Source organism: Saccharothrix texasensis, from assembly GCF_003752005.1.
GTDB lineage: Bacteria > Actinomycetota > Actinomycetes > Mycobacteriales > Pseudonocardiaceae > Actinosynnema > Actinosynnema texasense.
In genome coordinates, this window is the sequence record NZ_RJKM01000001.1 from 7,686,658 (window position 1) to 7,712,830 (window position 26,173).

Sequence of the window (26,173 nt, forward strand, 5' to 3'; positions counted from 1 at the left end):
CCTGTGCGCTCACCGAAACGTCATCTGCGAAGAAACGCCCTGATCGCGGCGGGTGCCGCCGTGCTGTTGACCTTGGGCGTCGTGTCGCCCGCCTCCGCCGATCCGACCAAGGCGTCCAAGGGCGTCGAGGACAAGACCGCCGCGCAGATCGCCGCGCTGCAGGACATCAAGAGGTCGCTCACCGAAGCCGAGTCCAAAGTGGACAGCGCGCTCGTGGTCGAGCAGCGGCGCCGGACGAACGCCACCACGTTCACGAAGCTGCCCGCCCTCCAGACCGGGGTGAAGGTCCAAAGCGGAAACACCGTCGTGGTGGACATCCGCGCGTTCAAGGTCACCGACGACCTGGTGGCCGCGGTGAAGACGGCCGGTGGGGCCATCCGCTCGGTGTCCACCGAGGGCCGGACGGTCCGCGCGCAGCTGCCGCTCGGTTCGCTGACCAAGCTGTCCGCCCGCGGCGACGTGCGCCGCGTCGAGACGGCGGTCGAGTACAAGACGTTCAACAAGCAGGACCGCAAGACCGACCCGGCGGCCTCGAAGGAGGACAAGGCCCGGGAGATCGAGACCCGCACCCGCGAGGCGCTGATCGCACCGCAGGCGGTCAAGACCGGTGAGGGTGATCGGGCGCACGCGGCGGACACCGCCCGTGCCGACTTCCGCGTCACCGGCACCGGCGTGAAGTTGTGCGCGCTGTCCGACGGCGTCGACTCGCTCGCGCTCTCGCAGGCCGCCGGTGAACTGCCCGCCGGCGTCGAGGTCCTCGCCGGCCAGGAGGGCTCCGGCAACGAGGGCACCGCGATGCTGGAGATCCTCCACGACATCGCGCCCAACGCGAGCCTCGGCTTCGCCACCGCGGTCAACGGTGACGCGAGCTTCGCCGACAACATCCGCGCCCTGCGCTTCCAGCTGGGCTGCGACGTCATCGTGGACGACATCCTCTACTTCAACGAGTCGCCGTTCCAGGACGGCGTGATCGCGCAGGCCGTGGACGCGGTCAGCGCGGACGGCGCGCTGTTCTTCTCCTCCGCGGGCAACGAGGGCAACGTCGCCGACGGCACCTCGGGCCACTGGGAGGGCCGGTTCGTCGACTCCGGTGTGGGCGTCGGCAAGTTCGCCGGCACCGCGCACGACTTCAACCCCTCGCCGGACGCCAAGCAGGTGTTCAACCCGCTGTCGGACAGCTCGGCCAACGTGCCCGTGACGCTGTTCTGGTCCGACCCGCTGACCTCGTCGTTCAACGACTACGACCTGTACCTGGCGAACTCGCAGGGCAACGTGGTGGCGTTCAGCCAGGGCGTGCAGGACGGCAGCCAGGACCCGTACGAGCGGCTGAACACGCCCACGAGCGCAGCCGGTCTGCGGCTGGCCGTGGTCAAGTTCCGCGGCGAGGACAAGTACCTGGCGCTGAGCGCCCTGGGTGGTCGCTTCAAGGACTCCTCCGACGGGCTCAAGAAGTTCGCCACGCCCGGTGTGACCCGCGGCCACTCCGCGGCCAAGGGCGCGATCAGCGTGGCGGCGGCGCCGGCGAACAACCCGCTGCCGTTCGACCTGGAGCCGGGTGACCCGGCCAACCCGCGCGGCCCGTTCCCCAACGCGTTCGACGGCACGCAGAAGCCCGAGCGGTTCACCTCGGACGGTCCGCGTCGCGTGTTCTTCGCGCCCGACGGCACGCCGCGCGAGGAGCTGCGGCAGAAGCCCGACCTGACCGCCGCCGACGGCGTGCAGACCAGCGTGGCCGGCTTCAACCCGTTCTTCGGCACGTCGGCGTCCGCGCCGAACGCGGCCGGCATCGCGGGCCTGGTGCTGTCCGGCAACCCCGGCCTGGCGCCCGCCGAGGTGCGGGAGGCGATGACCGCCACCGCGATCGACCTCGTCGAAGCGGGCGTGGACAACCGGACCGGCGCGGGCGTCGTGCGCGCCGACCTGGTGCTGGCCTACACCGGCGCCTCGCCGCAGCCGCTGGCGAAGGCCGTGAAGCCGTCCGTGGTCAACGACGCCGACGGCAGCCAGTACCTGAAGCCGGGCACCACGGCCACGGTCACCGTGCCGGTGGTCAACTCCGGTGACGGCATGGCCGCGTCGACCAGCCTCGTGCTCACCACGCCCACCGCGGGTGTGACGATCGCGCCGCGGTCGAAGTCCTACGGCAACGTCGAGGTCGGCCAGACGGTCACCAACACGTTCAAGGTGACCGTGCCCGCGTCGCTGGGCGTCGGCTCGGCCGTCCGGCTGGACGCCCGGGTGACGTTCGCGGGCTCCACCTCGCCGACCACGAGCGCGTTCACGCTCAACGTCGGCGAGCCGTCCCGTGACGCGAAGACGTTCGCCTACGCCGGGCCGGTCGTGGCCATCCCGGACAACGACGCCACCGGCGTCTCGGTGGAGATCCCGGTCAGCGGCGTCGGCCGCGGCTCCAGGATCGCGTTCTCGATCGACGGCGACACCTGCACCACCACGACGGGCGCGACCACGGTCGGCATCGACCACACGTTCGTCGGGGACCTGGTCGGCACGCTGACCTCGCCGTCCGGCGCGACCGCCACGTTGTTCCAGCGCAACGGCGCGACGGGCAACAACCTGTGCCAGGTCGTGTTCGACGACACCGCCGCGCAGCCGTTCTCGTCGGTGACCAGCGCGTTGGCGCCGTACACCGGCACGTGGCGGCCCACCACCCCGCTGGGCGCGCTGCTGGCCGAGCCGGTGGACGGCACGTGGACGTTCAAGGTCACGGACGGCGCGGCGTCCGACCGCGGCTCGATCCGCTCCGTCTCGCTGAAGATCAACGGTTACGTTTAGTGGTCACCAGCGTGTGAGAAGGGCCCCGGGAGCACGCTCCCGGGGCCCTTTTGTTCACGTGTTACTTCGGCCACTCCCAGCGGATGCCGAACACGCCGGGCCCGAAGCCCAGCGCCACGGCGTGCACGCCACCCGCCGCGTCCAGGGCCAGGTTGCGCCGCCGCGACGGGGTGTCGTCGCCCGCGGGCACGCTGAACTGCTGGCAGCGGGCGGGCAGGTTCGACTGGTCGAACCGCACCTCGATCACGTACTCGCGCACCGGCAGCCGGAACTTGCGCGCGAAGGTGTTGTTGCCCGCCGGGTAGTGGCCCTCGGCGAACAGCAGCTCGTACTCCATGATGATGGTCTCGCCCCTGGTCAGGGGCCGGTCGAACATCATCTCCGCGGCCATGATGTTGGCCTCGGTGTCCTCGACCACGCGGCCGAGGTGGCAGTTGCGCAGGTTCACCACCTGCGGCAGCACGTTGGCCTGCTCGGTCTCGAACACCAGCGCCCACCGGTCGGGGCCGTCCTGCTCGGCGCGCAGGATCTGGCGCACCCACACCGAGCGCTGACCGCCGTCCGCGGCGATCTCGATCCGGTCGTGCTGGCTGATCCGGCCCAGCTTCACGTCCGACGACGTGTCCACCTTCGTGAGCAGGCTCGCCACCCGCTCACGACGCGCCCACAGCGCGTCGATCGGCATCATCGTCGTCGGCCGGGACCGCCTGCCACGCGGGCGCGGCGGGCCGAGCAGCGCGGACAGGCCCGCCTGCGGCACGCCGAGCACGGTCTCCAGGTGGCGCAGCGCCTCCAGCGACTCGGGTCGCTCGGGCCGGCGTCGGCCGGACTGCCAGTAGCTCAGCGTCGCGACGCTGATGGTGACCCCGCGCAGCGCGAGCCGGTGCTGGATGCGGTCGAGACTCAGCCTGCTCGCTTTGATCGCGGCTCTCAGCGCCTCGGGGAACGGTCCCGTGGTGAGAAGCTGCGCAAGACTGCCGTGGCCCGTCGAGTCGAGTTCGTCGACGGACAGGTTGGGTCGACCGGCAGCGTTGGTCATTGTGACTCCCCGCTGTCATGAGATCACGCCCCAGTGACCCTACCCGCCAACGCAGGGCGTTGGTGCCTTCCAGGTGGAGTCATTGCTTGGGCCATACGGGTTACGAGTTCACTGGGATGGGCATCGTTCTGTCAAGTGGTGAACATCCGTGCTCTTCCCTTTGTAAACCCGTCGGTAACATTGTGCAACGGCAGCTTCGGGTCCTGGGGTCCGCCCCTTCGGCCCCGATGCGGGACCGGTGCTGTCCGTGCCCCGGCGGCCACGCGCCGTTGGCGGTCGTTGATCCGTTGGGCCTACTGTGTGCCCGGTGACCGCCGCCCAGGACCTCGTGCCCCTGCCGGAGGACCCGCTGACGGAGGTCGCCGCCGCCGTGCTCGGCGACGGCCACCACGTGGTGCTCGACCTGCTCGACGTCGTGCGCCACCACGGCGGGCCACCCGTGGACGTGGTCCGCGCGGGCGACGACCTGCTGCCCCGGCTGGCCCACGAGAACGCGCTCGAGCAGGCGCTGCTGCTGGCCCGGCAGGTGCTGCGGCCCGGCGGCCTGTTCGTCGCCGCCGTCCCCGAACTGGACAAGCTCGGCCGGCTCCGGCCCACCGCACCCCCGCCGAAGGTGTCCGGGCGCGGCCCGGAGCGGCAGGTGACCGTGCAGCTGTGGGACTGGGCGGCCGACGGCGAGTCCTACGCCCTGGAAGTCGTGCGGCTCGTCCGCGGCGCGGGGACGTGGGAGGTCGCCAACACCGTGTCCACCCGGCACCGCGTGCTGTCACCCGAGCAGATGTCCGCCTCGCTCACCGACGCCGGGTTCGGCGCCGTGCAGCGGCTCTCGCCCGCCGAGTGCGGGCACCCGCTGCCGGTCTGGGTCGCGGTCGCGCCGGCGTGACCGCCGTGCCGCCGTGAGCAAGGTCTGGCCCGTCTCCGGCGGCGGCCGGGCGGTCGAGGTGCCGCCCGAACGCCTGACCGGGTGGTTCGCGCGGTTCGCCGCACGGCACGGCGGGGTGGTCACCACCTCGGTGACCCCCGGTCGTTGCCTGGTCACGGCGGCGGACGGGACCACGGCCTCGGTGGCCGCCGCGTTCGGTGAATTCACCCCCGGGAGTGAGTCCGAAGGTCTGGTGCTCGACGCGTTGCTGGCCCACGCGCTCGCGCCCCGCCGGATCGGGCTGCTGCTGGTGCGGCTCGGCGGGCACAGCATCGGGGTGGCGCAGGACGGCGTCGTGCTCGTGTCGACCACCGACAGTCACCAGGTGCACGGGCGCAACAAGGCGGGCGGGTGGTCGCAGCAGCGGTACGCGCGGCGCCGGGAAGGGCAGGCCCGGGTCGCCCTCCAGGCGGCGGCCGACGACGCGGCGAGGGTGCTGGCGCCTCCGGCTCGGCTCGGCGAGCTGGACGCGGTCGTGCTCGGCGGCGACCGCCAGGCGTTGGAGGCACTGCGGGGTGACCGTCGACTGGGGGAGGTGTTCGCGTTGGCGTCACCGCGCGTGTTGGATGTGCCGGAGCCTCGGCGGGCGGTCCTGGACGAGGCCGCCGAACGGGCGCGGGCGGTGGAGGTCGTGGTCCGGGAAACTCCCCGGAACTCGTGACAACCTCCGCCGCACCCGACCGCATTTAGCAGGGTGAGGGGGCACCGACCCGCGGCGGCCCCACGAACCCGAGGAGCAGTCTTGCTGCGCAAACGACTCGTGCTGGCGGCGGGGGCCGTCGTGCTCGGCGGTATCGCCGTGGCCGGGACCGCGCTGGCGTCCGGCGGCGGCGACGGAACGCCCGCGCCGACCACGACCAGGCCACCCGTCACCTCGGTCACCACGTCACCGGTCGCGACCTCGCCCACGTCCGCAGCGCCGATCGAGACGTCGCCGCAGCCGACGGTCAGCACCAGCCCGGAGGCGTGGCCGACGACGACCAGCCCGCGCCCGGACCCGACCGCGTCCCAGCCGCCCGTGACCACCACCGTGGTGACCACCTCGCCGGACGCGTTCCCGACGACCACGACCGTGCTGCCCCCGCAACCGACGCCGCTGCCGACCTCGACGACGGCCACCACGAGGCGCTGACGGCGTGAGCTGGGACGCGGAGTTCACCCACCACTTCGACCGGTGCGCCGACTCGATGCGCTTCACCGCGTTCTTGTTGTGCGGCAACCACCACGAGGCCGAAGACGTGGTGCAGTCCGCGTTCCTCAAGTTCTACCTGGCCGGGCCGAAACCGGCGCAGGGCGGAGGGCTGGACGCCTACCTCCGGCAGATCGTGGTGCGCACGTTCCTGGCCGAGCGCCGCCGCGTGCGGTGGAAACGGGAGAAGCTCACCGACGTGATGCCGGAGGTGCCGGCGGCCGGGTCGTTGAGCGAAGACCGGCTGGTGGTGTGGAAGGCGCTGAGCGCCGTGCCCGCGAAGCAGCGGGCGACGCTCGTGCTGCGGTACTGGCACGACCTGGGGGTGGAGGAGACGGCCGCGGCCCTCGGATGCTCGGTGGGCACCGTGAAGAGCAACACGAGCCGCGGCCTCAAGGCGTTGCGGCAGAGGCTGGGACCGGAGTTCGGCGACTTGTGGCAGGAGGTGTCGCGCGGTGCTTGAGGACGAGCTGAAGAAGACCTTCGAGGAACTGAACATCAAGCCGCAGCCACGCACGTTCGGGGCCGTGGACATCGTCTACCGGGGCGCCGCCGTCAAACGCCGCCGGCGCACCTACGCCGTCGCCGCGACCGGCACCGGCACCGCCGTGGTCGCCGTGGTGATCGCCTTCGCCCTGAACCAACCGCCGAACCACAACGACAACAGCCCCGCCGGCCCCCCGCTGCCCACCACGAGCACCCCGGCCCAACCCCACCCCACCACCCCGGACCCCCTCTCGTCCTCGGAGGAGAACCCGGCGTCCACCACCCCCAACCCCACCACGACCGGCCACACCGCTGTCATCACCTCCACGATCACCACCTCGGTGACCACTTCGACGATCGCCCCCTCCACCACGAGAACCACGAGCCCCACCAACACCGGCCCCCTCCAAACCACCCGCTGACCCCCGACCCGGTCACCCCCGCCCGGCCGGCACGCCCATGACCACCCACCTACCGCCAACCGCCCGCCGCCTGCGTCCACCTCTACCCACCACCCACTCACCCCGCGCCACCCGTCACTCACTCGACCTCGTCCGCCGCGCTGCGCCGACCCCGCCGAGCATCGCCCGCCCGTCGGGCCCCGGCCCCGCGCACTGATCCCGCCCACCGTGCTGCACTGCCACCCGGGCGTCCCCAGCGGTCCGCCCCGCCCTCGCACTCTGCACTCCCGCGCCATCCCCCACGGTCCACTCGGCCTCGCCCACCCCGCTGCGCTGCCCCTGCCGGGCATCGCCCGGTGCCCCCGCACCCCCCGTTACCTTCCTCGTAGCTCCTGATCAAGGAGTCGTGGTCGCCGGGCTCGCGCCCCCAGTCGAAGGCATGATCCGGGGGTGGTGTCACATCGTTGACCAGCGGTTACCAGGTGTTCCTCGGCCTGGACGTCGGCAAGGGCGAGCACCATGCGGTCGGCTTGGACCCCGAAGGGAAGCGGCTGCACGATGTCGCCCTGCCCGACAGCGAACCGCGGCTGCGGGTGCTGTTCGACAAACTCGAGGCCCACGGTCCGCTGCCGGTGGGGGTCGACCAGCCCGCGACGATCGGTGCGCTGCCGGTCGCCGTCGCCCGCGCCGCCGGCCACCAGGTCGCCTACCTGCCCGGCCTGGCCATGCGCCGCATCGCCGACCTCCACCCCGGCCGCGCGAAACCGATGCCCGCGACACGTCCGTCATCGCCGACGCGGCCCGCAGCCTGCCGCACACGCGGCACCCGGTCGACGTCGGAGGCCACCCGGATCAGCCACCCGGCGGTGCTGGAGATCCTCTCCCGCTGCGGCGGCCCCGGCAGACCGTGACAGTCCCCGGCACAGCAGCGGCCGACACCGTGCTGCCCCGCTTGGCCGACAGCCTCACACCGTGCTCCGGCAACGCAAACAGGTCACCGCCGGGGCCGACGGGAGACTCGATGCGCACCCTTTCGCCGAGGTCCTGATCTCGATGCCCGGCATCGGGTCAGGACCGCAGCCCGCATCCTGCTGGAGATCGGCGACACCTCGGGGTTCAAGTCCTCCGGGCACCCGGCCCGCACCGGCAACCGCAAAACCGCCCTGATCTGCCTGGTCCGGCACCGTTGCGACGTCCTGTTCGCCATTCTCCGAAACAAGACCCACTACCGACACCCCGACACTGCCCCCGCCCCGCTGCCGCTTGACAACGACATAGGGACACCCCCGCGCGGCCTTCCCGCACCGTGCCGCCGCCGCGTGCCCCTCCCCAGATCCCCACCCGTCGACACCAACGGCGGGACTCGTCCGCCTATGAGCCCCGCCGTCGCCGCCTCGGGCGGGTCGACCAGCCGTCCCGCTCCGCCGTGCCGCCGCTCTACCCGAGCGTGCCGGTGGCGAGCAGACCGCCGTCCACCCGCACGGTCTCACCGGTGATCCACTCGGCGGCGTCCGAAGCCAGGAACGCGACCAGCCGCGCGACGTCCTCCGGCGTCCCGAGCCGCTTCATCGGATACCCGGCCGCCGCCTCCTCCTCACGCCCGGTGTACAGCGCCTCGGCGAAGCGGGTCTTCACCACCGCCGGCGCGACCGCGTTCACCCGCACCTTCGGCCCCAGCTGCCACGCCAGCTCCTCCGTCAACCGGATCAGCGCCGCCTTGCTCGCCCCGTACGCCCCGATCACCCCCGTCGACCGCAGCCCACCCACCGACGCGATGTTCACCACCGCCCCGCCGTGCTCGTGCATCCACCCCTTCCACGCCAGCTGCACGAACCCGAGCGCGGCGACCACGTTCACGTCGAAGATCTTCCGCACCGCGTCGAGGTCCGCGTCCACCAGAGCGCCGAACACCGGGTTGATACCGGTGTTGTTCACGAGCACGTCCAGCCGCCCGAACCGCTCCAAGGTCGACTCGACGGCCTGCGCCCGGTCGTCCGCGTTGCCCGCGTTCCCCGGCACCGCCAGCACACGATCAGGTGAAACACCCGCTGTGGTGGCCAGCGACTCGGCCGCCGCCGTGACCGCTTCCGCCTTGCGCGACGTGATCGCCACCGACGCGCCGCGCGACAGCAGCTCCAGCGCGATGCCGTGCCCGATGCCCCGACTGGCGCCCGTGACCAGGGCCGCCCTGCCCGTGAAGTCCGAAGTCATAGCGGCAATGTATGCCGGTGGACACACACTGCTAATCCGGTGGCTCCCACCCCGTAGACTGGGGCTCGTGGTCATCCTGATCGAGTAGGTCCCGCGCCAGCCGCGCCGTTGACCTCGCACGACCACACACCCGGAGTAGAACTTGATCACCGCAACCGATCTCGAGTTGCGCGCGGGCTCGCGCATCCTGCTGTCCGACGCCACCCTCCGCGTCCAGTCCGGCGACCGCATCGGCCTCGTCGGCCGCAACGGCGCGGGCAAGACCACGTCCCTGCGCGTCCTCGCGGGCGAGGGCCAGCCGTACGCGGGCGAGGTCCGCCGCACCGGCGAGCTCGGCTACCTGCCCCAGGACCCGCGCGAAGGCGACCTGTCGGTCATCGCCAAGGACCGCGTGCTCTCCGCACGAGGCCTGGACCAGCTCCTCCGCGACATGGAGAAGATGCAGTCCACGATGGCCGAGCTGGTCGACGACACCGAACTGCAGGCCGCCGTCCGCAAGTACGGCCGCCTCGAAGAGCGGTTCGCCGCCCTCGGCGGGTACGCGGCCGAGAGCGAAGCCGCCCGCATCTGCGCGAACCTCGGCCTGGCCGAGCGGGTGCTCGCCCAGCCGCTGCGCACCCTGTCCGGCGGGCAACGCCGCCGCGTCGAGCTGGCCCGCATCCTGTTCGCCGCCTCCGAAGGCGGCGTCGGCACGAAGTCCAGCACGATCCTGCTGATCGACGAGCCGACCAACCACCTCGACGCCGACTCCATCGCCTGGCTGCGCGGGTTCCTCAAGTCGCACGAAGGCGGCCTGGTCGTGATCAGCCACGACGTCGAGCTGCTCGACGACGTGGTCAACAAGGTGTGGTTCCTCGACGCGACGCGCGGCGAGGTCGACATCTACAACATGGGCTGGAAGAAGTACCTCGAAGCGCGCGCCGCCGACGAGAAGCGCCGCCGGCGCGAGCGCGCCAACGCGGAGAAGAAGGCCGGCGCGCTCATGGCGCAGGCCGACAAGATGCGCGCGAAGGCCACCAAGGCGGTCGCCGCGCAGAACATGGCCCGCCGCGCCGAGAAGCTGCTGTCCGGCCTGGAGGACACCCGCCAGGCGGACAAGGTCGCCAAGATCCGCTTCCCGCAGCCCGCCACGTGCGGCAGGACGCCGTTGACCGCCGAAGGCCTGAGCAAGTCGTACGGCTCGCTGGAGGTCTTCAGCGGTGTCGACCTGGCCATCGACCGCGGCTCACGCGTGGTCATCCTCGGGCTGAACGGCGCCGGCAAGACCACGTTGCTGCGGCTGATCGGCTCGATGGAACGCCCCGACAGCGGCGAGGTGATCGCCGGCCACGGCCTCAAGCTCGGCTACTTCGCCCAGGAGCACGAGACGCTCGACCACGAGGCCACGGTCTGGCAGAACATCCGCCACGCCGCCCCGGACACGCCCGAACAGCAGCTGCGCTCGCTGCTCGGCACGTTCCTGTTCAGCGGTGAACAGCTCGAACAGCCCGCCGGCACGCTGTCAGGTGGCGAGAAGACCCGGTTGGCGCTCGCCGGCCTCGTGTCGAGCGCGGCGAACGTGCTGCTGCTGGACGAGCCGACGAACAACCTCGACCCCGCCAGCCGCGAACAGGTGCTCGACGCGCTGCGGCGGTACGAGGGCGCGGTCGTCCTCGTCACGCACGACCCCGGCGCGGTAGAGGCCCTTGAGCCCGAGCGGGTGATCCTGCTGCCCGACGGCACCGAGGATCACTGGTCCCAGGAGTACCTGGAACTCGTGCAGTTGGCCTGAGCCAACAGGTTTCGCCTCTCTCACCCGAACGTGAGCTCTGATCGACTCTCAGTGATCAAACGACCGCTCGCAGATCATTTCGCTTGATCACCTGGCGTTCTTGGTCTTCGTGTTCGATCATTGCGACGACAGGGGCTTACGAAGGCCCGACCTGCTGTCTACGGAAGGCGGGACAAGGTGGCTGACCTGAAGAAGGGCGCCCGGATCACCGGCGCCACGCGGGACAAGCTGGCCGCTGACCTGAAGAAGAAGTACGAAAAGGGCGCGAGCATCCGGGCGTTGGCCGAGTCCACCGGGCGCTCCTACGGCTTCGTGCACCGGGTTCTCAGCGAGTCCGGTGTGCAGCTGCGCGGTCGCGGTGGCGCCACCCGCACGAAGAAGAAGTAAGCTACCCTCCGGTAACCACAGGGCGTCGAGGAGAGACGACGCCTGACGAAACCCGGAGGTTCACGCATGTCGGCACCGACCACCATCGACGCCGACCTGCTGGAACGCGGAGGCGTGCGGCTCGTCGTGGACGGACCGCGCGCGACGATCACGCTCGACCGTCCCGATGTGCTCAACGCGCAGACGCCGTCGACCTGGGTGGCGTTGCGGACGATCGGGGAACAGCTGGGCCCGGACGTCCGCGTCGTGGTCGTCCGGGGTTCCGGTCGCGCCTTCTCCGCAGGGCTCGACCGGCGCATGTTCACGGGCGCCCCGGTGGAGGGCGAACCGGGTCTGCCGGAGATCACGCGACGGGGACCCGAAGCAGGCGCCGCGCTGATCGCGGAGTTCCAAGAGGGCTTCCGCTGGCTGCGCGACCCGGCTCGGGTGACGATCGCCGCGGTGCGCGGGCACGCCATCGGCGCGGGCTTCCAGCTCGCGTTGGCGTGCGACTTCCGCGTGGCCGCCGACGACGTCAAGTTCTGCATGGCCGAGACGTCGCTCGGCCTGGTGCCCGACCTCGGCGGCACGCTGCCCCTGGTGCGCCTGGTCGGGTACTCGCGCGCGGCCGAAATCTGCCTGACCGGGCGCCGGGTAGGCGCCGAGGAGGCAGTGCGAATCGGCCTCGCGACCTCCGTCGTGCCCGCCGACGGACTGGACGGCGCGGTCGACGCCCTGGTCGGCCAACTACTGCAACCGATGCCCGGCGCTGTGCGGGAGACACTGGCACTGCTGGCGTCGGCCGCCGACGGCGCGTCGGAAGACGACCAACTGCGGGCCGAGCGTGAGGCACAACTGCGCCGACTCGCCGAACTGTCCGCCCTCGCCGGCGGCCAGACCTGACCAACGGGGCTGAACACGATCGGGTGGAATCGGGGCCGAAAAGGTCCGGAAACACTGTTCCCGTACGTCGGTTGATTATGACCGAGCCCCGAACCACCCCCACCCCAAACCACCCACCCCACCGCTGACCTCCACCCCCCAAACCCCGTCGCCGGTCCCCACCCTCCCGGCCCCGCCGGTCGCTGCCTTCAGACCCCCGCCGGCCGCCGCCCTCCAGGTCCACACCGGCCGCTTCCGTCCGGCCCAGCTTGTCGCCCCGTTACCTTTTTCGTAGCTCCTGATCGAGGAGTTGTGGTCGCCGGGTCCGGCATGACTGACGCCCCAGTCGAAGGCATGATCCGGGGGGTGGTGTCACCGGACCCGGTGGCATCGCCGGACCGCTGATAGGGACACGGCCACCTTCGGGTAGGTCTCGTCGTAACGTGGGTGCCGGCCTGCGATGCCCACCCCTGCGGCCACCCGCGACGGACGAACGGCATGACCGATGACCAGCACTTTCGGGGTGTTCCTCGGCCTGGATGTGGGCAAGGGCGAACACCATGCCGTGGGCCTGGACCCCGCCGGGAAGCGGCTGCACGACGCGCCTCTGCCCAACAGTGAACCCAGGCTGCGCGCGTTGTTCGACAAGCTCGCCGAGCACGGGCCGCTGCTGGTGGTGGTCGACCAGCCCGCGACGATCGGCGCGCTGCCGGTCGCGGTCGCCCGGGCGGCCGGCCACAAGGTCGCCTACCTGCCCGGCCTGGCCATGCGCCGCATCGCCGACCTCTACCCCGGCCGCGCGAAAACCGACGCCCGGGACGCCTTCGTCATCGCCGACGCGGCCCGCTCTCTGCCGCACACGCTGCGGCCGGTCGACGTCGGCGACGACGCCCTGGCCGAACTCGACGTGCTGGTCGGCTTCGACGACGACCTGGCCGGCGAGGCCACCCGGATCGCCAACCGCATCCGCGGCCTGCTCACCGGCATCCACCCCGCCCTGGAACGCGCGATCGGCTCCAGGATCAGCCACCCGGCGGTGCTGGAGATCCTGTCCCGCTGCGGCGGCCCGACCGGCATCGCCAAGGCCGGCCGCCGCAAACTCACCGCGATCGCCACCGCCCACGCACCCCGCATGGGCGACAAGCTGGTCGCCGCGATCATGACTGCGCTGGAGGAGCAGACGGTCACCGTCCCGGGCACCACGGCCGCGGACACGGTGCTGCCCCGCCTGGCCGACAGCCTGAAAACGGTTCTCCTGCAACGCAAACAGGTCGCCGCCGAGGTCGAGGGGATACTCGATGCCCACCCTCTCGCCGGGGTCCTGACCTCGATGCCCGGCATCGGCGTCAGGACCGCAGCCCGCATCCTGCTCGAAATCGGCGACGCCACGGGCTCCAAGACCTCCGGGCACCTGGCCGCCTACGCCGGCATCGCCCCGGTCACCCGCAGCTCCGGCTCCTCGATCAAGGGTGAGCACCCGGCGCGCACCGGCAACCGCAAACTCAAACGGGCGTTCTTCCTCGCCGCGTTCGCCGCCCTCTCCGACCCGACCAGCAGGGCCTATTACCAGCGCAAACGCGACCAGGGCAAGAAACACAACGCCGCTCTGATCTGCCTGGCCCGGCGCCGCTGCGACGTGCTGTTCGCCATGCTCCGACACAAGACCTACTACCGGCACCCCGAGCCTGCTCCAGCCCCGACTGCGGCTTGACAACCACATAGGGACACCCCCGCTCGCGCGGTGGCGGACCGGCGGCGGCTCATGGCTGGTGATGGCAGACAGCCCCACGGCTCCGCCCGCCCGTCCGTCACCTGCCGCCCGTCCGCCATCGCCGCGGTCGCCGCGGACCTGCCGCATCGCCGCCACTCACCGCTGGCACCCTCTGCTGCCGCATGCCGCCCCCGCTGACGCCTGTCGCCTAATGCCGCAGCCTCGCCGCCGCTTCTCGGTTGCTGTGCCGACCAGTCGGCCCACGCGCGGTTGCCGCAGCCGGATGGTGGTGTCTGCGGCTCCGTCCAGGGTGCAGGCGCTTCCGGACCTGTCGCGATCCGCACGAACGGGAACGTCGAGCGGGCTGTGGGCGTTACCGTCTGTCGTGGACGGTTCCTGGGGATTGATGCGCAGCGCGATGCGGGCGTCGGACGCGCCGACGGCGGTGCGGCGCGGGACGTTTCGGCGGGTGGTGGGGTTCGCGGGGCCGCACCGGTCGAAGCTGATCGTGTTCCTGCTGCTCACGGTCGTGTCGGCGGTGCTCGCGGTCAGTACGCCGGTGTTGGCCGGGCGGGTCGTGGACGCGATCGTCGGCGGCCGGGACGTGTCGGTCGTGGTGTGGTTGGCCGTGGTGATCGCGGGCATCGCGGTGGTGGACGCGGGGCTCGGGTTGGTCGAGCGGTGGCAGTCGGCGCGGATCGGGGAAGGGTTGATCCACGACCTGCGGCACGCCGTGTACGAGCACGTGCAGCGCATGCCGATCGCGTTCTTCACCCGAACGCGCACCGGGGCGTTGGTCAGCCGGCTGAACAACGACGTGATCGGTGCGCAGCGGGCGTTCACGTCGACGCTCTCCGGTGTGGTCACCAACGTCATCCAACTGGGGCTCTCACTGGGCGTGATGTTCACCCTTTCGTGGCAGGTGACCGCGCTCGCCCTGGTGCTCCTGCCCGTCTTCGTGATTCCCGCGCGGCGCATGGGCAGCCGGATGGCGGACCTCCAGCGCGAGGCGTCCACGTTGAACGCGGGCATGACGACCCAGATGACCGAACGGTTCTCCGCGCCGGGCGCGACGCTGGTGAAGCTGTTCGGCCGGCCGGAGGCCGAGACGGCCGAGTTCGCCGAACGGGCCGCGCGCGTCCGCGACATCGGCGTCCGCACCGCGATGGCGACCCGCTGGTTCATGACCGGCCTGACCCTGGTGTCCGCCCTGGCCCAAGCGCTGGTCTACGGCCTCGGCGGCTACCTCGCGCTGACCGGTCACCTGGCGGCGGGCACCGTGGTCTCCCTCGCGCTCCTCCTGACCCGCCTCTACTCGCCGCTCACCGCCCTCGCCAACGCGCGGGTCGACGTGATGACCGCGCTCGTGTCGTTCGAACGGGTCTTCGAAGTCCTCGACCTCAAGCCGATGATCGCCGAGCCGGAGCACCCGCGCCGCGTTCCCGACGGCCCGGTGTCCGTCGAGTTCGACGACGTCCGGTTCGCCTACCCGGCGGCGGCCGAGGTCTCACTGGCCTCACTGGAATCAGTGGCCACATTGGACACCCGCGGTGGTCGGGAAGTGCTGCACGGCATCCGCTTCCGGGCCGAGCCGGGACAGCTCGTGGCGCTCGTCGGGTCGTCGGGCGCGGGCAAGTCGACCATCGCCTCCCTGGTGCCGCGGCTCTACGACGTCGACTCCGGCGCGATCCGGCTGTCCGATGTGGACGTCCGCGAGCTGGCGTTCGACTCGATCCGGCACACCGTCGGCGTCGTCACCCAGGACGGCCACCTGTTCCACGACACGATCCGGGCGAACCTCGCCTACCCGCGGCCGGAGGCGACCGAGGAGGAACTGTGGGACGCGTTGCGCCGCGCCCGCCTGGACCACCTCGTCGAAGCACTGCCCGACGGCCTCGACACCGTGGTCGGCGAGCGCGGCTACCGGCTCTCCGGCGGTGAACGGCAGCGGCTCACCATCGCCCGCCTGCTGCTGGCCCGGCCACGCGTGGTCATCCTGGACGAGGCGACCGCGCACCTGGACTCCGAGTCGGAGGCCGCGGTGCAGGTCGCGCTGACCGAGGCGTTGCGCGGCCGGACCGCGCTGGTCATCGCGCACCGCTTGTCGACGATCCGCGCGGCCGACCAGATCCTGGTCGTGGAGGACGGGCGAGTGGTGGAACGCGGCACGCACGCCGAGCTGCTCGCCGCCGAGGGACGTTACGCCGAGCTGTACCGCACGCAGTTCGCCGCAGCGCCCACCTCGGGGCCGACCGGGGGGTCGGCTGCCGACATGGAGACGGCCGTCTGACCGCCGTGTCGCGAAGGACGAGCCGCTAGAGCCCGCCGAGGAACGTGCCGGTGGCGGCGACCGCGGCCTTGGACGAGCCGCCGTTCACCACCAGCACGGCGAACGCCAGATCGCCCCGGTACCCGATGAACCAGCCGTGCGACCGGGTGCCGTCACCGAACTGGGCGGTGCCGGTCTTGCCGCGCACGGCGCCGTACCCGGCGAGTTCGCGCGCCGTGCCGCCGGTGACGACCTCGCCCATCATCGACCGCAACGCGCCCACGACCCCGCCGGGCAACGCCGCCGGCGCCTGGCCCTCGGTCGGGATCTCCCGGATCAGCCGCGGCACGGGAGTGCGGCCGTTGGCGACGGTCGCGGCGACCAGCGCCATGCCGAACGGCGTCGCCTGCACCTCACCCTGGCCGATGCCCGCCTCCACCCTGGCCGGCACGGACTCGGCGGGCGGGACCTTGCCGGTGTTCGTGGTGATGCCCGCGACCGCGAAGTCCGACGCCAGCCCGAAGTAGGCGGCGGCCCGGGGCAGGGCGGTCGCGGGCAGGGACGCCGCCAACTGGCTGAAGCTGGTGTTGCACGACGCCGCGAACGCCCGGTGCAACGGCACCGTGCCCAGCTCGAACGAGTCGTCGTTGGTGATGTGCCGGGTGCCGATGGTCGCCTGGCCCGGGCACGGCACCGGCGTGTCGGCCGTCGCCAGGCCACCGGTCATCGCCGCCGTCGCCGTGACGACCTTGAACGTCGACCCCGGCTCGTAGTGGCCGTAGAGCGCGAGCGGGTCGTGCCCGACGGCCGGGTTCTGCGCCACCGCCAGGATCTCGCCGGTCGACGGCTGGATCGCCACCAGCATGGCCTGCTGGGCGCCCACCTGGTCGACCGCGGCCTGCGCGGCGGCCTGCGTCCCCGGGTCCAGCGTGACCGTCGTCGACTGCGCGACCTGCGCCTTCTGCTCCAGCAGCACGGCGACCGCCGCCCCGGCCCGGTCCACGACGGCGACCTGCCAGCCGGGCGTGCCCTTCAGTGCGCCGACGGCCGCGCGCACCGAGCCCATCACCACGGGCGCGAAGCCGGGCGGCACCGGCCGGCCCGTGCGGTCCAGCAGCGCGCCGTCGGCGGGCGTCGTCGTGTAGGCCAGGCTCTGGCCCTCGGCGAGCCGCGGGTGCAGCACGGTCGGCGCCCAGTGCACCCGCCACCGGGCGTCCACCAGCCGCAGCTCGACCTCGGTCGCGTACTCGAGCGGCACGCCGCCCGGCAGCGTCCACGTGATGTCCGCGTCCACCTCGGTCGTCGTGGCACCGTCGGCGACCTGCGGCAGCCGGCCGAGCCGCGCCTGGAACGCCGCGCCGGACATGCCCTGCCGCGTCCGGGCGATCACCTCGCCCGCCACGTCCGCCGCGTCGGTGACCGCCGCCGCCTGTCCCGCCTGGCCGGACGTCACCGCGGTGAAGAACTGCTGGGCGACGACTCCCGGCGCCACCCGGTCGGGTCCGTGCTCTGCTGCCCGGTCGTCGTCCGGCCACAGCACCAGCACGCCCGCGACGATCACCGCGACCGCCGCGGCGCCCCCACCGGCCAACACCCAGCGCTTCGTCTTCTTGTCCACGAGTTTCCCCCCTCGGCGTTCGGAGGTTAACCCGGACGTGTGGAGGATTCGTGAACGTCGACTCAGCCCAGCTGGGGCACCCGCGTCTGGTACTTGCGCAGCAGGTCGGCGTTGGCCGCGTCCCCGCCCTCGACGTTCGCGCTGCGCCACAAAGGCAGCGCCACGCCCGCCTCGGCGGCCTTGTCGAACAGGCGCACCATCATCAGGTTCCACAGGAACGCGGTCGCGATCGTGGACACGGCGGCGGTGACGGGGTCCGCGAGCGGGTAGGTCGCGTCACCGGGCGGCACCAGGTTGTCCAGCACCACGGTGGCGTTCTCGGCGAGGGTGGTGCCCGCGCGGCGCGGTGCGAGCGCGCTCGCCGCGACCGACGTCACCGCCACCACGGGGCAGCCGGCGTCCGCCGCGAGCATCGCCAGCTCCACCGGGTACGGGTTCACGCCGGAGGTGGAGAAGACGACCAGGACGTCGTGCGCGGCCAGGCCCGCTTCGCGCAGCACCTCGGCGGCCAGCCCGGAGCGGCGCTCGGCGGAGGTGCTGCTCACCGCGCCGTGCATGGGCAGCAGTTCGGGGTGGTAGATCGGGCGGACGCAGGCCAGGCCGCCCGCGCGGTAGAACGTCTCGGCGACGGCGGCGAGGGAGTGGCCCGCGCCCGCCGTGAGCACCATGCCGTCCGCGCGGACGCTCGCCAGCACCAGCTCGGCCACGTCGTCCAAGGCCGCCGCGTTCTGCTGCTCCACCCTGGTGAGGTGGGTGCGCACGACGTCGCCGTAGTCGGTGTCGGTCACGGGCTCGGTCGTCATGCGGTCCTCCAGTGGTCTATACCAAACGGTGCCGGTGCCAAGTCCTACCGGATCGTCCCATCACCCGCCAGGGTGTTGACCTCCGAACATGTCCGGTGTTCACATGAACGCCATGGACGTGTCCTGGCGTCACGAGAAGATCCTCCACCGCTTGCGGGGCGGCGAGCGGGTGTCCGTCGGCAGCCTGGCGGACCTGGTGGGCACCTCGGAGATGACGGTGCGGCGCGACCTCGACGTGCTGGAGCGGGAAGGGCTGCTCCGGCGGGTGCGCGGTGCGGCGGTGAGCATGCTGACGGGGGAGGAGACGCCTTACGCGGCGCGGGCGCGGCAGCGGTTGGAGGCGAAGCGGCGGATCGGCGGCGCGGTCGCCGCGCTGCTGGACGACGGCGAGACCGTGGTGCTCGACGGCGGCAGCACCACGGTGGAGGTCGCGCGGCGGCTGGGTGAGCGTCGGCTGACCGTGCTGCCGCTGTCGTTGCACTCGGCGGACGAGCTGCGCGGGGCGGAGCAGGTGCGGCTGGTGTTGCCGGGCGGCGACATCCGGCCCGGCGAGCTGGCCTTCGTCGGGCCGTTGACCGAGCACGCGTTCCGGGTGATGCGGTTCGACACGATGGTGCTCGGCAGTTGCGGGTTGAGCGCGCGCAACGGCGTCTCGGCGCACGACCTGGCCGAAGGCGCGGTGAAGAAGGCCGCGGTCGAGGCGTCGGCGCGGGTGATCGCGGCGATCGACAGCTCGAAGTTCGGGCGCACCGCGTTCGGCCGGGTGTGCGCGGTGGGCGAGCTCGACGTGCTCGTCACCGATGCGGACGCGCCGGAGGACGAGGTGCGCCGGATCCGGGAGGCCGGGGTGGAAGTGAGGCTCGTCTGACGGCCGCCATGCCCGTGGCGCGCCACTGGTGCCACTGGTGGCGCAGGTGCCTCTGGCAGGCCCGGTCGGCGGGCCCGGTCGGCGGGGTCGGACGGCGGGGTCGGACGGGCCGGGCGGCGCTCTGGCTTGCGGGCCATCGTCGGCGGGGCCGCGAAACGTGCCGCTCGGGGCTGCGGCGTGCTCGCCGGGCTGCCGCTCCTGCGTCGCGCGATGGGCAGCCGGCGGGTCGTGCGGTTCGTCGCGGCGTGCGGGCCGGGCGGCGGGGTCGGGGCGGTAGGTCTCGCGGTGGGTCGGGACGGGTCCTGCGATCCGTCGCGCGGCGGCGTCGGGGCGGCGGCGGGCTGGGGGCGGGCTGGCGGCGGCTGGGGTGCCGGGGTGGTCGGTGGCCGTGATGGTCGGTGGGCGGGTGGAGGGCTGGGCGGGGTGGTTCGGCGCTCGGTCATATCAACCGAGGTGCGGTAACAGTGTTTCCGTACATTGTCGGGCGATGATCACCCGATGGTGTGATGGCGGGGTGCCTGGGGTGGCGGCGGCGTCGTGCGGCCGGGAGGCGGGCGTCGGACGTCAGGGGCGAAGATACCGCGGTTCGACCGGGGGCAACGGTTTCTCCGGCAGGTTGGCGTGGGCCTTCATCATGAAGTCGAACCAGGTGCGCGCGGGCAGGGTGCCGCCGTAGATGTCACCCTCGCCGCACAGCCGGGGTGGGCCGGCCTTGACGCAGATGCCCCGTGGCGAAGTGCTGTCGTTGAACACCTGCACGGCGCCGGCGTAGTCGGGGGTCGCGCCCAGGAACGCCGCGGACTTGTACTCCTCGGTCGTGCCGGTCTTGCCCAGCGCCGGGCGGGTCCACCCGTAGTCCTTCGCGGCCGCCGCGGCCGTGCCGCGGTCCTGGTCGTCGCCGCTCAGCCCGACCGCCAGGGCGTTCGCCAGCGGCTCCTCCACGACCTGCTCGCACGGCGCGTCGGTGAACCCCGTGTCCTTGCCGTTGCGGTCGGTGACCTTCACGATCGGCGTCGGCGGGCACCACACGCCGCCCGACATCAGGGTCGCCGCCACGTTCGCCAGCTCCAGCGTGCTGGTCGGCGCCGGCCCGAGCGTGAACGACGCGTTCCCGGCCTTCTTGTAGAAGTCGGCCTGCGTCACCCGCAGCTCCTTCTGCTTCGACTTCGGGTCGGGCGGCACGCCCGCGATGTTCGTCGCCAGCGTGTCCCGCATCCCCAGCCGGTAGGCCATGTCGACCACCGAGTCCAACCCGACCCGCTCCTCCAGGATCACGAACGCCGTGTTGGGCGAGGTCGCCAGCGCCTCCTTCAACGGCATCCGGGGCGGGTAGCTGCCGTCGTGGTTGCGCAGGCAGTACCAGTAGGTGAACGGCTCGCCGGTGCCCGGGCACCCGGGCGCGCCGCCGCGGAACACGCGCGAGGCGTACGACCCGGGCGACTCGATGACGCTCTCGATGCCGAGCCCGCCCTTCTCCAACGCCGACGCGGCCGTGAACACCTTGTACACCGAGCCCGCGCCGAACTTGTTCTCCACCGCGCTCGGCAGGTCGAACTGCGTCTGGAACTGCTCCTTGTGCAGCCCGTAGTCCCGGTTGGCCACCAGCGCCACGACCTCGTGCCGCTGCTTGCCCGGCCGCACGACCGCCGCGGTGTTCGCGATGCCCTCCGTCGTCTTCGGCACCTGCGTCTCGGCCGCCAGCTTCGCCTGCTGCGTGAGCGAGCGGTCCAAAGTGGTCTGGATGGTGTAGCCGCCGACCTTCAGCTCGTTCAACGAGAACCCGTTGCGGGTCAGGTGGTTGATCACGAACGAGCAGTAGAAGCCGAACTCCACACCGGACCCGACGCACCCGGTCGGCAGCGGGCGGACGGGCTCGGCCAGGCCCAGCGGCGTGCGCTTGTGCACCTCGGCCTGCTCGCGGGACAGCTTGGCGTTCTCCACCATCCGGTCGATGATGATGTTGCGCCGCTCGATCGCCTTGTCCGGCCGGGACTCCGGGTCCAGGAACGTCGGGCTGTTCACCATCCCGGCGAGCAGCGCCGCCTGCGGCACGGTCAGCCGGTCCGGCGTGGTGGCGAAGTACGCCTGGGACGCCGCCGCGATGCCGTAGATCGTGCCGCCGAACGGGACCACGTCCAGGTACCGCGACAGGATCTCGTCCTTGGTGAGCTGCGACTCCACCTGCACCGCGATGCGCGCCTCCCGCAGCTTGCGGGCCAGCGTCTGCTCCTGCGCCTTCTTCTGCCCGCCGGCGTCTTCCCGCTCCAGCACGTGCACGAGGTGGTTCTTGACGTACTGCTGCGTGAGCGTGGAAGCGCCCTGCGAGACGGAGCCGTCGGACTGGTTGCGCAGCGCGGCGCGCAGCGTGGCCAACCAGTCGACGCCGTTGTGCTCGTAGAACCGGCGGTCCTCGGCGGACACCAGCGCGTCCTTCATCACCTGCGCGACCTTGTCCGGCGGCGTGAGCACCCGGTACTGGTCGTAGAGGTAGGCGAACGGGACGCCGTCCTTGTCCGTGATCGTCGTCATCAGCGGCGGCGGCGAGTCCATCATGCTGACCGTGGTGGCGGCGACGTGGTCGCTCACCCGGTTGGACACGAGGCCGGCGGCGCCGACGACCGGGATCGCCATCCCGGCGACCAGCACCCCGGCCACGAGGCAGAGGCCGATGAGTTTCGCGACGGAGGCGGTGCGCATGTCTGGGGAGTTACGCCCGGACGGGCGGTGGAAACACCGGGGAGCCGGTTTCACCGCAACTGCGGATAATCGCGACCTGGTGTTTAGCCCACCATTGTTCACCCGTTCGTGAACATTTCTACTCAGCGTCGATTCACGCGGCGTCGGGGCGGCTGACAGGTGTGGCGTCGAGGCGGTTGAGCGCGACGGTGTCGGAGCGGGTGAAGGCGGCGCTGGCGAGGTCGGCCGCGTGCCGCATCGCGGCGGCGTGCAGCGCGGTCAGCGACAACGCGTCCGCCTGCCCCGCCGGGTCGCCCTCGGTGGCCTCCAGCCTCGACTCGGCGGTCACGTAGACGACGCACTCGGCGGCCACGCTCAGCCGCCGCGCGAGGAACGCCACGGCCCTCATCAGCCGCTCCGCCTCGGCTTCGGTGATCGGCACGACCCGCGGCGGGTCGGCGTCGACGTCGTCGTCGACCTGCGGCCGACTGGCCCGGCACGCGAGGCCCCGGTCCCACAGGGCGGCCGCCTCGTGCAGTGACTCGATGAACGGCTCCCAGTCCACTTGGCTCGTCGTCATGGCTCTCACCTTCCGTGCGTCGCGCTCATCGGGTGAGTGCCCCCGGAAGTGGCACTTCATGCCGGCTTTCCCCAGTGGTCGACGAATTGATCGTCACGCACGCACACTTGATGGTCACATGGTGTGCCGCGAAAGACGGCTTCTGTCATTCGATCAGGTGGAAACGACTTCTTCAGGTTGTCCGGGCACGTGCGGTGGTAGCCGTTCGAGCAGAAAGTCCCGGCGACGAGCCACCGCGAGCCGTCGGGTCGAGCACGGCTCCGCCCGGGCGGAGAAGGGGAGGAAGTCCCATGCCGGCGCGATCACACAGGTGGCCGTCCCGCACGACCGCGTCGGCGGTGGTGCTCCTCTGCCTCGCCGCCCTGCACGTGCCGGCGACCGGGGCCGAACCCGAGGTGGAGGGCTCCGCCGACCACGCGGCGGGCTCGCAGATCGCCAAGCACGAGGGCGCGCACCCGGTCGACGCGTCCGAGCTCGTGCTCCCCGGCCCCGCGGTCCCCGGCATGGACGTGAGCAGCCACCAAGGTGACGTCGACTGGCCGCACTGGTGGGCGCAGGGGATGCGGTTCGCCTACGTGAAGGCCACCGAGGGCACCGGTTACGTCAACCCGGAGTACGGCCGGCAGTACGGCGGCTCGCGCGAGGTGGGCATGGTGCGCGGCGCGTACCACTTCGCGCTGCCCGACAAGTCCGACGGCGCGGCGCAGGCGAACTACTTCGTGGACCACGGCGGCGGTTGGGCCGCCGACGGCGCCACGCTGCCCGGCGCGGTGGACGTCGAGTACAACCCGTACGGCGAGGACAAGTGCTACGGGCTCGCGCCCGAGGCGATGGTGGCCTGGATCCGGCAGTTCAGCGAGACCTACCAGCTGCGCACCGGCCGCTGGCCGATGATCTACACGTCCACCACCTGGTGGGACCTGTGCACGGGCAGCCTCGGCGACTTCACCGGGACGAACCCGCTGTGGGTGGCCCGCTACGCCGACAGCGTCGGCCCGCTGCCGCACCGCTGGTCGGCGCACGCGATCTGGCAGCACACGTCGACCCCGATCGACCAGAACCTGTTCAACGGCACCATGGACGACCTCGTGGCGCTGGCCCGGGGCTGAGTCGTCCGGAACGGCGGCAGCCATGCACATCGACAAGTCCCAGGGCACGGCCTTCCCCGTGCGGTGGCGCGGCTACGACCGGCGTGAGGTGGACGGGGAGCTGGCCCGCTCGCGGCAGGAGGCGGCCCGCCTGCGCGAGGAGCTGGAGGTGCTCCGGTTGGACCGGGACGGGGCCGTGGCCACCGCCGACGACCTGATGCGGGAGCTGGAGGACGCGCGCAGCGAGCTGGGCGAGTACCGGGTGCTGCACGCGGGCTACGCGAAGGACAACGCCGTGTCCGGCTGCATCCGCTACCTGATGCACGTGGCCAGGCAGAAGGCGGACGCCTTCGAGACCGACGCGCGGGAGCGCAGCGAGCAGATGCTCAAGCGGGCCGAGGAGGTGGCGTGGCAGCAGGCCGTGCTGCTGGACGAGACCGAGCAGGAGACGCAGCGGCGGCTCGCCGAGGCCGAGCAGCGGGCCCGCGAGATCGTGCAGCAGGCGACCGCGGAGGCGCGCGCCCTGCTCGCCGGCCAGGTGGACGGGCCGGACCGCTGGACCGCGGACACCGCGCCGTCGCTGGACGTGCCGATGCCGCGCATCATCTCCGGGCCGCTGCCCGTCGTGCAGCCCGACGCGGAGGAGCAGCGCCCGACCTCCGCGTGACGGCCACGCGCCCGCCGCCCGGCGGACACCGCTCAGGTCGGGAGGTCCCGCGGGTGGTCCACGTCGTCGCCGTCCGCCACGTCGCCGCACGGCACGTCGAGCGCGCCGTGCACGCGCAGGTAGTCGCGCGCGCCGGCGTCGCCGACCGCCGAAGCGGCCACCCCCGCCCAGTGCCCGGAGCCGATCAGCACCGGGTGGCCGGGTGCGCCGTCGTAGGAGGCCCGCGCCAGCGCCCCCGGGGACGCCAGCGCCCGCAGCCGCTCGACCGCGGCGACCGTGACGCCCGGCGTGTCCACCGGCAGCACGACGACCGCGTCGGCCGCGACACCGGCCAGCGCGTCCAGCCCGGCGCGCAGCGACGAGCCCATGCCGGTGGCCCAGTCGGGGTTGTCCACCACGACGCAGCCGGTCAGCGCCGCCCGGGCGCGCACCGACGACGCCGAGGCGCCGAGCACCACGACGACCGGCGCGCAGCCCGCGTCGCGCAGCACCGCCGCGGCCCGGTCGACCCACAGCACGCCGCCGTGCGCCACCAGCGCCTTGGGCCCGCCGAACCGCCGCCCGGCGCCCGCGGCGAGCAGCAACCCCGCGACCGCCATGCGGTCACACTAGGGCCCGGTGCCCCCTCAGCTCCGCCCGGCCGGCCACCGCCAGCTTGCGGTAGACCCTGGTCAGGTGCTGTTCCACCGTGCTCACGGTGATGTGCAACCGCATCGCGATCGCCCGGTTGCTGTGGCCACACGCGGCGAGGGTCGCGACCCTGCGCTCCGAGTAGGTCAACTCCGTCATACGCGGGAACACGTGCGGCGACCCGGGGGCGGTTCAATCAGGACGAGAGATGCTCCAGCAGGAGCGCCGTCAACGCCTCCGGCGCCTCCTCCGGCACCCAGTGCGACACGTCCTCCAGCATCTCGAACCGGTACGGGCCGGTGACCCAGTCGCCGGTGCTCAACGCCGCCGTCGACCCGAACGCCACGTCCTCCGTGCTCCACACGTACATCGTCGGCACGGACACCTTCCCGGCCTTGCCGCCCGGACGCCCGGCGCGGTACCAGTTCAACGCGGCCGTCAGCGCGCCCGGCTCGGCCAGCCGCCGCACGTACTCGTCCACCCGGCTCGGCGGCACCCGCCACTCGAACATCTGCCGCAGCGCCGCGCCGTCCTCGTCCAGCATCCGCTTCTCGGTGGTGCTGTTGCGCCAGTCGGTCAGGTAGCCGGACCGCAGGTGCTGGTCCTCGTCGGTGCGCAGGGCCTCGGCGAACGCGCCGGGGTGCGGCGTGGACACCACCGCCAGCTTCCGCAGCCGCCCGGGGTGCTCGGCCGCGGTCCACCAGGCCACCGCGCCGCCCCAGTCGTGGCCGACGAGGTCGAACACCGACCACCCGAACGAGTCCGCGACCGCCAGCACGTCGCCGACCAGCGCGTCGACGCCGTACTCGGCCACCCGCTCCGGCCGCACGCCGGGGGAGTAGCCGCGCTGGTCGAACGCCACCGCCCGGAAGCCCTCGCGGCCGAGCACCGCCACCTGGTGCTCCCACTCGACGGCGGCCTCCGGGAAGCCGTGCAGCAGCAGCACCGGCCGGCCGTCCTCGGGGCCCGCCGCGATCGCGTCGAAGTCGCCCTCGTCGGTCCGCACGCTCAGCTGTTCGATCACGGTGATCCTCTGTCCCATCACTCGACCGGTCCACGGGTAGCGGTGCGCATTCTCGCGCGCGGTGACCGGCCGGAGTGGCGGCGGGCCGTCGCGGCGGCGCCGGCTTGCCCGCTCCGGCGGCGGTGCCACCATGGACGGGCGCGGGCCGCGCGTGGCCTGCGCCATCACCCGTCCGGCGG

The 26,173-nt window shown here is 72.2% G+C and carries 23 protein-coding genes and 1 pseudogene; 15 read left to right on the forward strand and 9 right to left on the reverse strand.

Going from position 1 to position 26,173, the window contains the following annotated elements; translation table 11 throughout:
• The first annotated feature begins 3 nt into the window (after window positions 1-3).
• Complete coding sequence (locus tag EDD40_RS34590; protein WP_123746633.1) at window positions 4-2,793, forward strand: S8 family serine peptidase; 2,790 nt, start codon at window positions 4-6, stop codon at window positions 2,791-2,793.
• 61 nt (window positions 2,794-2,854) lie between these two features.
• Here EDD40_RS34590 and EDD40_RS34595 read toward each other — a convergent pair whose 3' ends face one another.
• The gene (locus EDD40_RS34595; protein ID WP_123746634.1) at window positions 2,855-3,832 is read right to left on the reverse strand and encodes a helix-turn-helix transcriptional regulator; all 978 of its coding nucleotides are present in this window, start codon (window positions 3,830-3,832) and stop codon (window positions 2,855-2,857) included.
• A gap of 307 nt (window positions 3,833-4,139) precedes the next feature.
• Between EDD40_RS34595 and EDD40_RS34600 the strand changes: the two genes are divergently transcribed.
• The 6 genes and pseudogenes from EDD40_RS34600 to EDD40_RS44875 form a co-directional block, all read left to right on the forward strand.
• Window positions 4,140-4,715: a hypothetical protein gene (locus EDD40_RS34600; RefSeq protein ID WP_236594362.1), complete on the forward strand. Its 576-nt coding sequence runs from the start codon at window positions 4,140-4,142 to the stop codon at window positions 4,713-4,715.
• Between the two features lie 13 nt (window positions 4,716-4,728).
• Window positions 4,729-5,415: an acVLRF1 family peptidyl-tRNA hydrolase gene (locus tag EDD40_RS34605; protein WP_123746635.1), complete on the forward strand. Its 687-nt coding sequence runs from the start codon at window positions 4,729-4,731 to the stop codon at window positions 5,413-5,415.
• A gap of 81 nt (window positions 5,416-5,496) precedes the next feature.
• On the forward strand, window positions 5,497-5,886 hold the full coding sequence (locus EDD40_RS34610) for a hypothetical protein (protein WP_148088984.1): 390 nt from the start codon (window positions 5,497-5,499) through the stop codon (window positions 5,884-5,886).
• A gap of 4 nt (window positions 5,887-5,890) precedes the next feature.
• On the forward strand, window positions 5,891-6,406 hold the full coding sequence (locus tag EDD40_RS34615) for a SigE family RNA polymerase sigma factor (protein WP_123746637.1): 516 nt from the start codon (window positions 5,891-5,893) through the stop codon (window positions 6,404-6,406).
• Window positions 6,399-6,851 carry a hypothetical protein gene (locus EDD40_RS34620; RefSeq protein WP_123746638.1) on the forward strand — a complete coding sequence of 151 codons (453 nt, stop codon included), beginning with the start codon at window positions 6,399-6,401 and terminating at the stop codon, window positions 6,849-6,851. Before EDD40_RS34615 ends, EDD40_RS34620 begins: the two co-directional genes overlap by 8 nt.
• Before the next feature lie 443 nt (window positions 6,852-7,294).
• Window positions 7,295-8,083 (forward strand): annotated as a pseudogene (locus EDD40_RS44875) (IS110 family transposase); the annotation flags it as partial.
• 184 nt (window positions 8,084-8,267) lie between these two features.
• Here EDD40_RS44875 and EDD40_RS34630 read toward each other — a convergent pair.
• Window positions 8,268-9,041 (reverse strand): SDR family oxidoreductase, encoded by a 774-nt coding sequence (locus EDD40_RS34630; protein ID WP_123746639.1) that lies wholly within the window; start codon window positions 9,039-9,041, stop codon window positions 8,268-8,270.
• Between the two features lie 142 nt (window positions 9,042-9,183).
• Between EDD40_RS34630 and EDD40_RS34635 the strand changes: the two genes are divergently transcribed.
• From EDD40_RS34635 to EDD40_RS34655, 5 genes are all read left to right on the forward strand, one after another.
• Complete coding sequence (locus tag EDD40_RS34635; RefSeq protein WP_123746640.1) at window positions 9,184-10,812, forward strand: ABC-F family ATP-binding cassette domain-containing protein; 1,629 nt, start codon at window positions 9,184-9,186, stop codon at window positions 10,810-10,812.
• A 177-nt stretch (window positions 10,813-10,989) separates the two neighbouring features.
• On the forward strand, window positions 10,990-11,199 hold the full coding sequence (locus EDD40_RS34640; RefSeq protein WP_015103570.1) for a helix-turn-helix domain-containing protein: 210 nt from the start codon (window positions 10,990-10,992) through the stop codon (window positions 11,197-11,199).
• A 66-nt stretch (window positions 11,200-11,265) separates the two neighbouring features.
• Window positions 11,266-12,081, forward strand: coding sequence for an enoyl-CoA hydratase/isomerase family protein (locus tag EDD40_RS34645; RefSeq protein ID WP_123746641.1), 816 nt, complete (start codon window positions 11,266-11,268; stop codon window positions 12,079-12,081).
• Between the two features lie 484 nt (window positions 12,082-12,565).
• Window positions 12,566-13,771, forward strand: coding sequence for an IS110 family RNA-guided transposase (locus EDD40_RS34650; RefSeq protein ID WP_123746642.1), 1,206 nt, complete (start codon window positions 12,566-12,568; stop codon window positions 13,769-13,771).
• Window positions 13,772-14,156: 385 nt separating this feature from the next.
• A complete protein-coding gene (locus EDD40_RS34655) occupies window positions 14,157-16,061 on the forward strand; it encodes an ABC transporter ATP-binding protein (RefSeq protein ID WP_123746643.1) in 1,905 nt (634 codons plus the stop codon).
• Window positions 16,062-16,086: 25 nt separating this feature from the next.
• Here EDD40_RS34655 and EDD40_RS34660 read toward each other — a convergent pair whose 3' ends face one another.
• Window positions 16,087-17,658 carry a penicillin-binding transpeptidase domain-containing protein gene (locus EDD40_RS34660; protein ID WP_170185292.1) on the reverse strand — a complete coding sequence of 524 codons (1,572 nt, stop codon included), beginning with the start codon at window positions 17,656-17,658 and terminating at the stop codon, window positions 16,087-16,089.
• Between the two features lie 62 nt (window positions 17,659-17,720).
• Window positions 17,721-18,461: an SIS domain-containing protein gene (locus EDD40_RS34665; RefSeq protein ID WP_123746645.1), complete on the reverse strand. Its 741-nt coding sequence runs from the start codon at window positions 18,459-18,461 to the stop codon at window positions 17,721-17,723.
• 88 nt (window positions 18,462-18,549) lie between these two features.
• Here EDD40_RS34665 and EDD40_RS34670 point away from each other — a divergent pair, with 88 nt between their 5' ends.
• Window positions 18,550-19,329 carry a DeoR/GlpR family DNA-binding transcription regulator gene (locus tag EDD40_RS34670; protein WP_246038044.1) on the forward strand — a complete coding sequence of 260 codons (780 nt, stop codon included), beginning with the start codon at window positions 18,550-18,552 and terminating at the stop codon, window positions 19,327-19,329.
• Window positions 19,330-19,893: 564 nt separating this feature from the next.
• Here the strand turns inward: EDD40_RS34670 and EDD40_RS34675 are convergent.
• Window positions 19,894-22,026, reverse strand: a complete 2,133-nt coding sequence (locus EDD40_RS34675; protein ID WP_123746647.1) for a transglycosylase domain-containing protein — start codon at window positions 22,024-22,026, stop codon at window positions 19,894-19,896.
• 133 nt (window positions 22,027-22,159) lie between these two features.
• The gene (locus EDD40_RS34680) at window positions 22,160-22,585 is read right to left on the reverse strand and encodes a hypothetical protein (RefSeq protein WP_148088985.1); all 426 of its coding nucleotides are present in this window, start codon (window positions 22,583-22,585) and stop codon (window positions 22,160-22,162) included.
• Between the two features lie 290 nt (window positions 22,586-22,875).
• Here EDD40_RS34680 and EDD40_RS34685 point away from each other — a divergent pair, with 290 nt between their 5' ends.
• Together EDD40_RS34685 and EDD40_RS34690 are read left to right on the forward strand one after the other, a co-directional pair.
• A complete protein-coding gene (locus EDD40_RS34685; RefSeq protein ID WP_170185293.1) occupies window positions 22,876-23,694 on the forward strand; it encodes a lysozyme in 819 nt (272 codons plus the stop codon).
• A 22-nt stretch (window positions 23,695-23,716) separates the two neighbouring features.
• The gene (locus EDD40_RS34690) at window positions 23,717-24,340 is read left to right on the forward strand and encodes a hypothetical protein (protein ID WP_123746649.1); all 624 of its coding nucleotides are present in this window, start codon (window positions 23,717-23,719) and stop codon (window positions 24,338-24,340) included.
• Window positions 24,341-24,372: 32 nt separating this feature from the next.
• Here the strand turns inward: EDD40_RS34690 and EDD40_RS34695 are convergent, their stop codons facing one another.
• Genes EDD40_RS34695 through EDD40_RS34705 form a run of 3 tightly spaced genes read right to left on the reverse strand, consistent with a single transcriptional unit; the run spans window position 24,373 to window position 25,994 of the window.
• On the reverse strand, window positions 24,373-24,939 hold the full coding sequence (locus EDD40_RS34695) for a nucleotidyltransferase family protein (protein WP_123746650.1): 567 nt from the start codon (window positions 24,937-24,939) through the stop codon (window positions 24,373-24,375).
• Between the two features lie 4 nt (window positions 24,940-24,943).
• A complete protein-coding gene (locus tag EDD40_RS34700) occupies window positions 24,944-25,129 on the reverse strand; it encodes a helix-turn-helix domain-containing protein (RefSeq protein ID WP_123746651.1) in 186 nt (61 codons plus the stop codon).
• Window positions 25,130-25,166: 37 nt separating this feature from the next.
• Window positions 25,167-25,994, reverse strand: a complete 828-nt coding sequence (locus tag EDD40_RS34705; RefSeq protein ID WP_123748515.1) for an alpha/beta fold hydrolase — start codon at window positions 25,992-25,994, stop codon at window positions 25,167-25,169.
• Window positions 25,995-26,173: the final 179 nt, after the last annotated feature.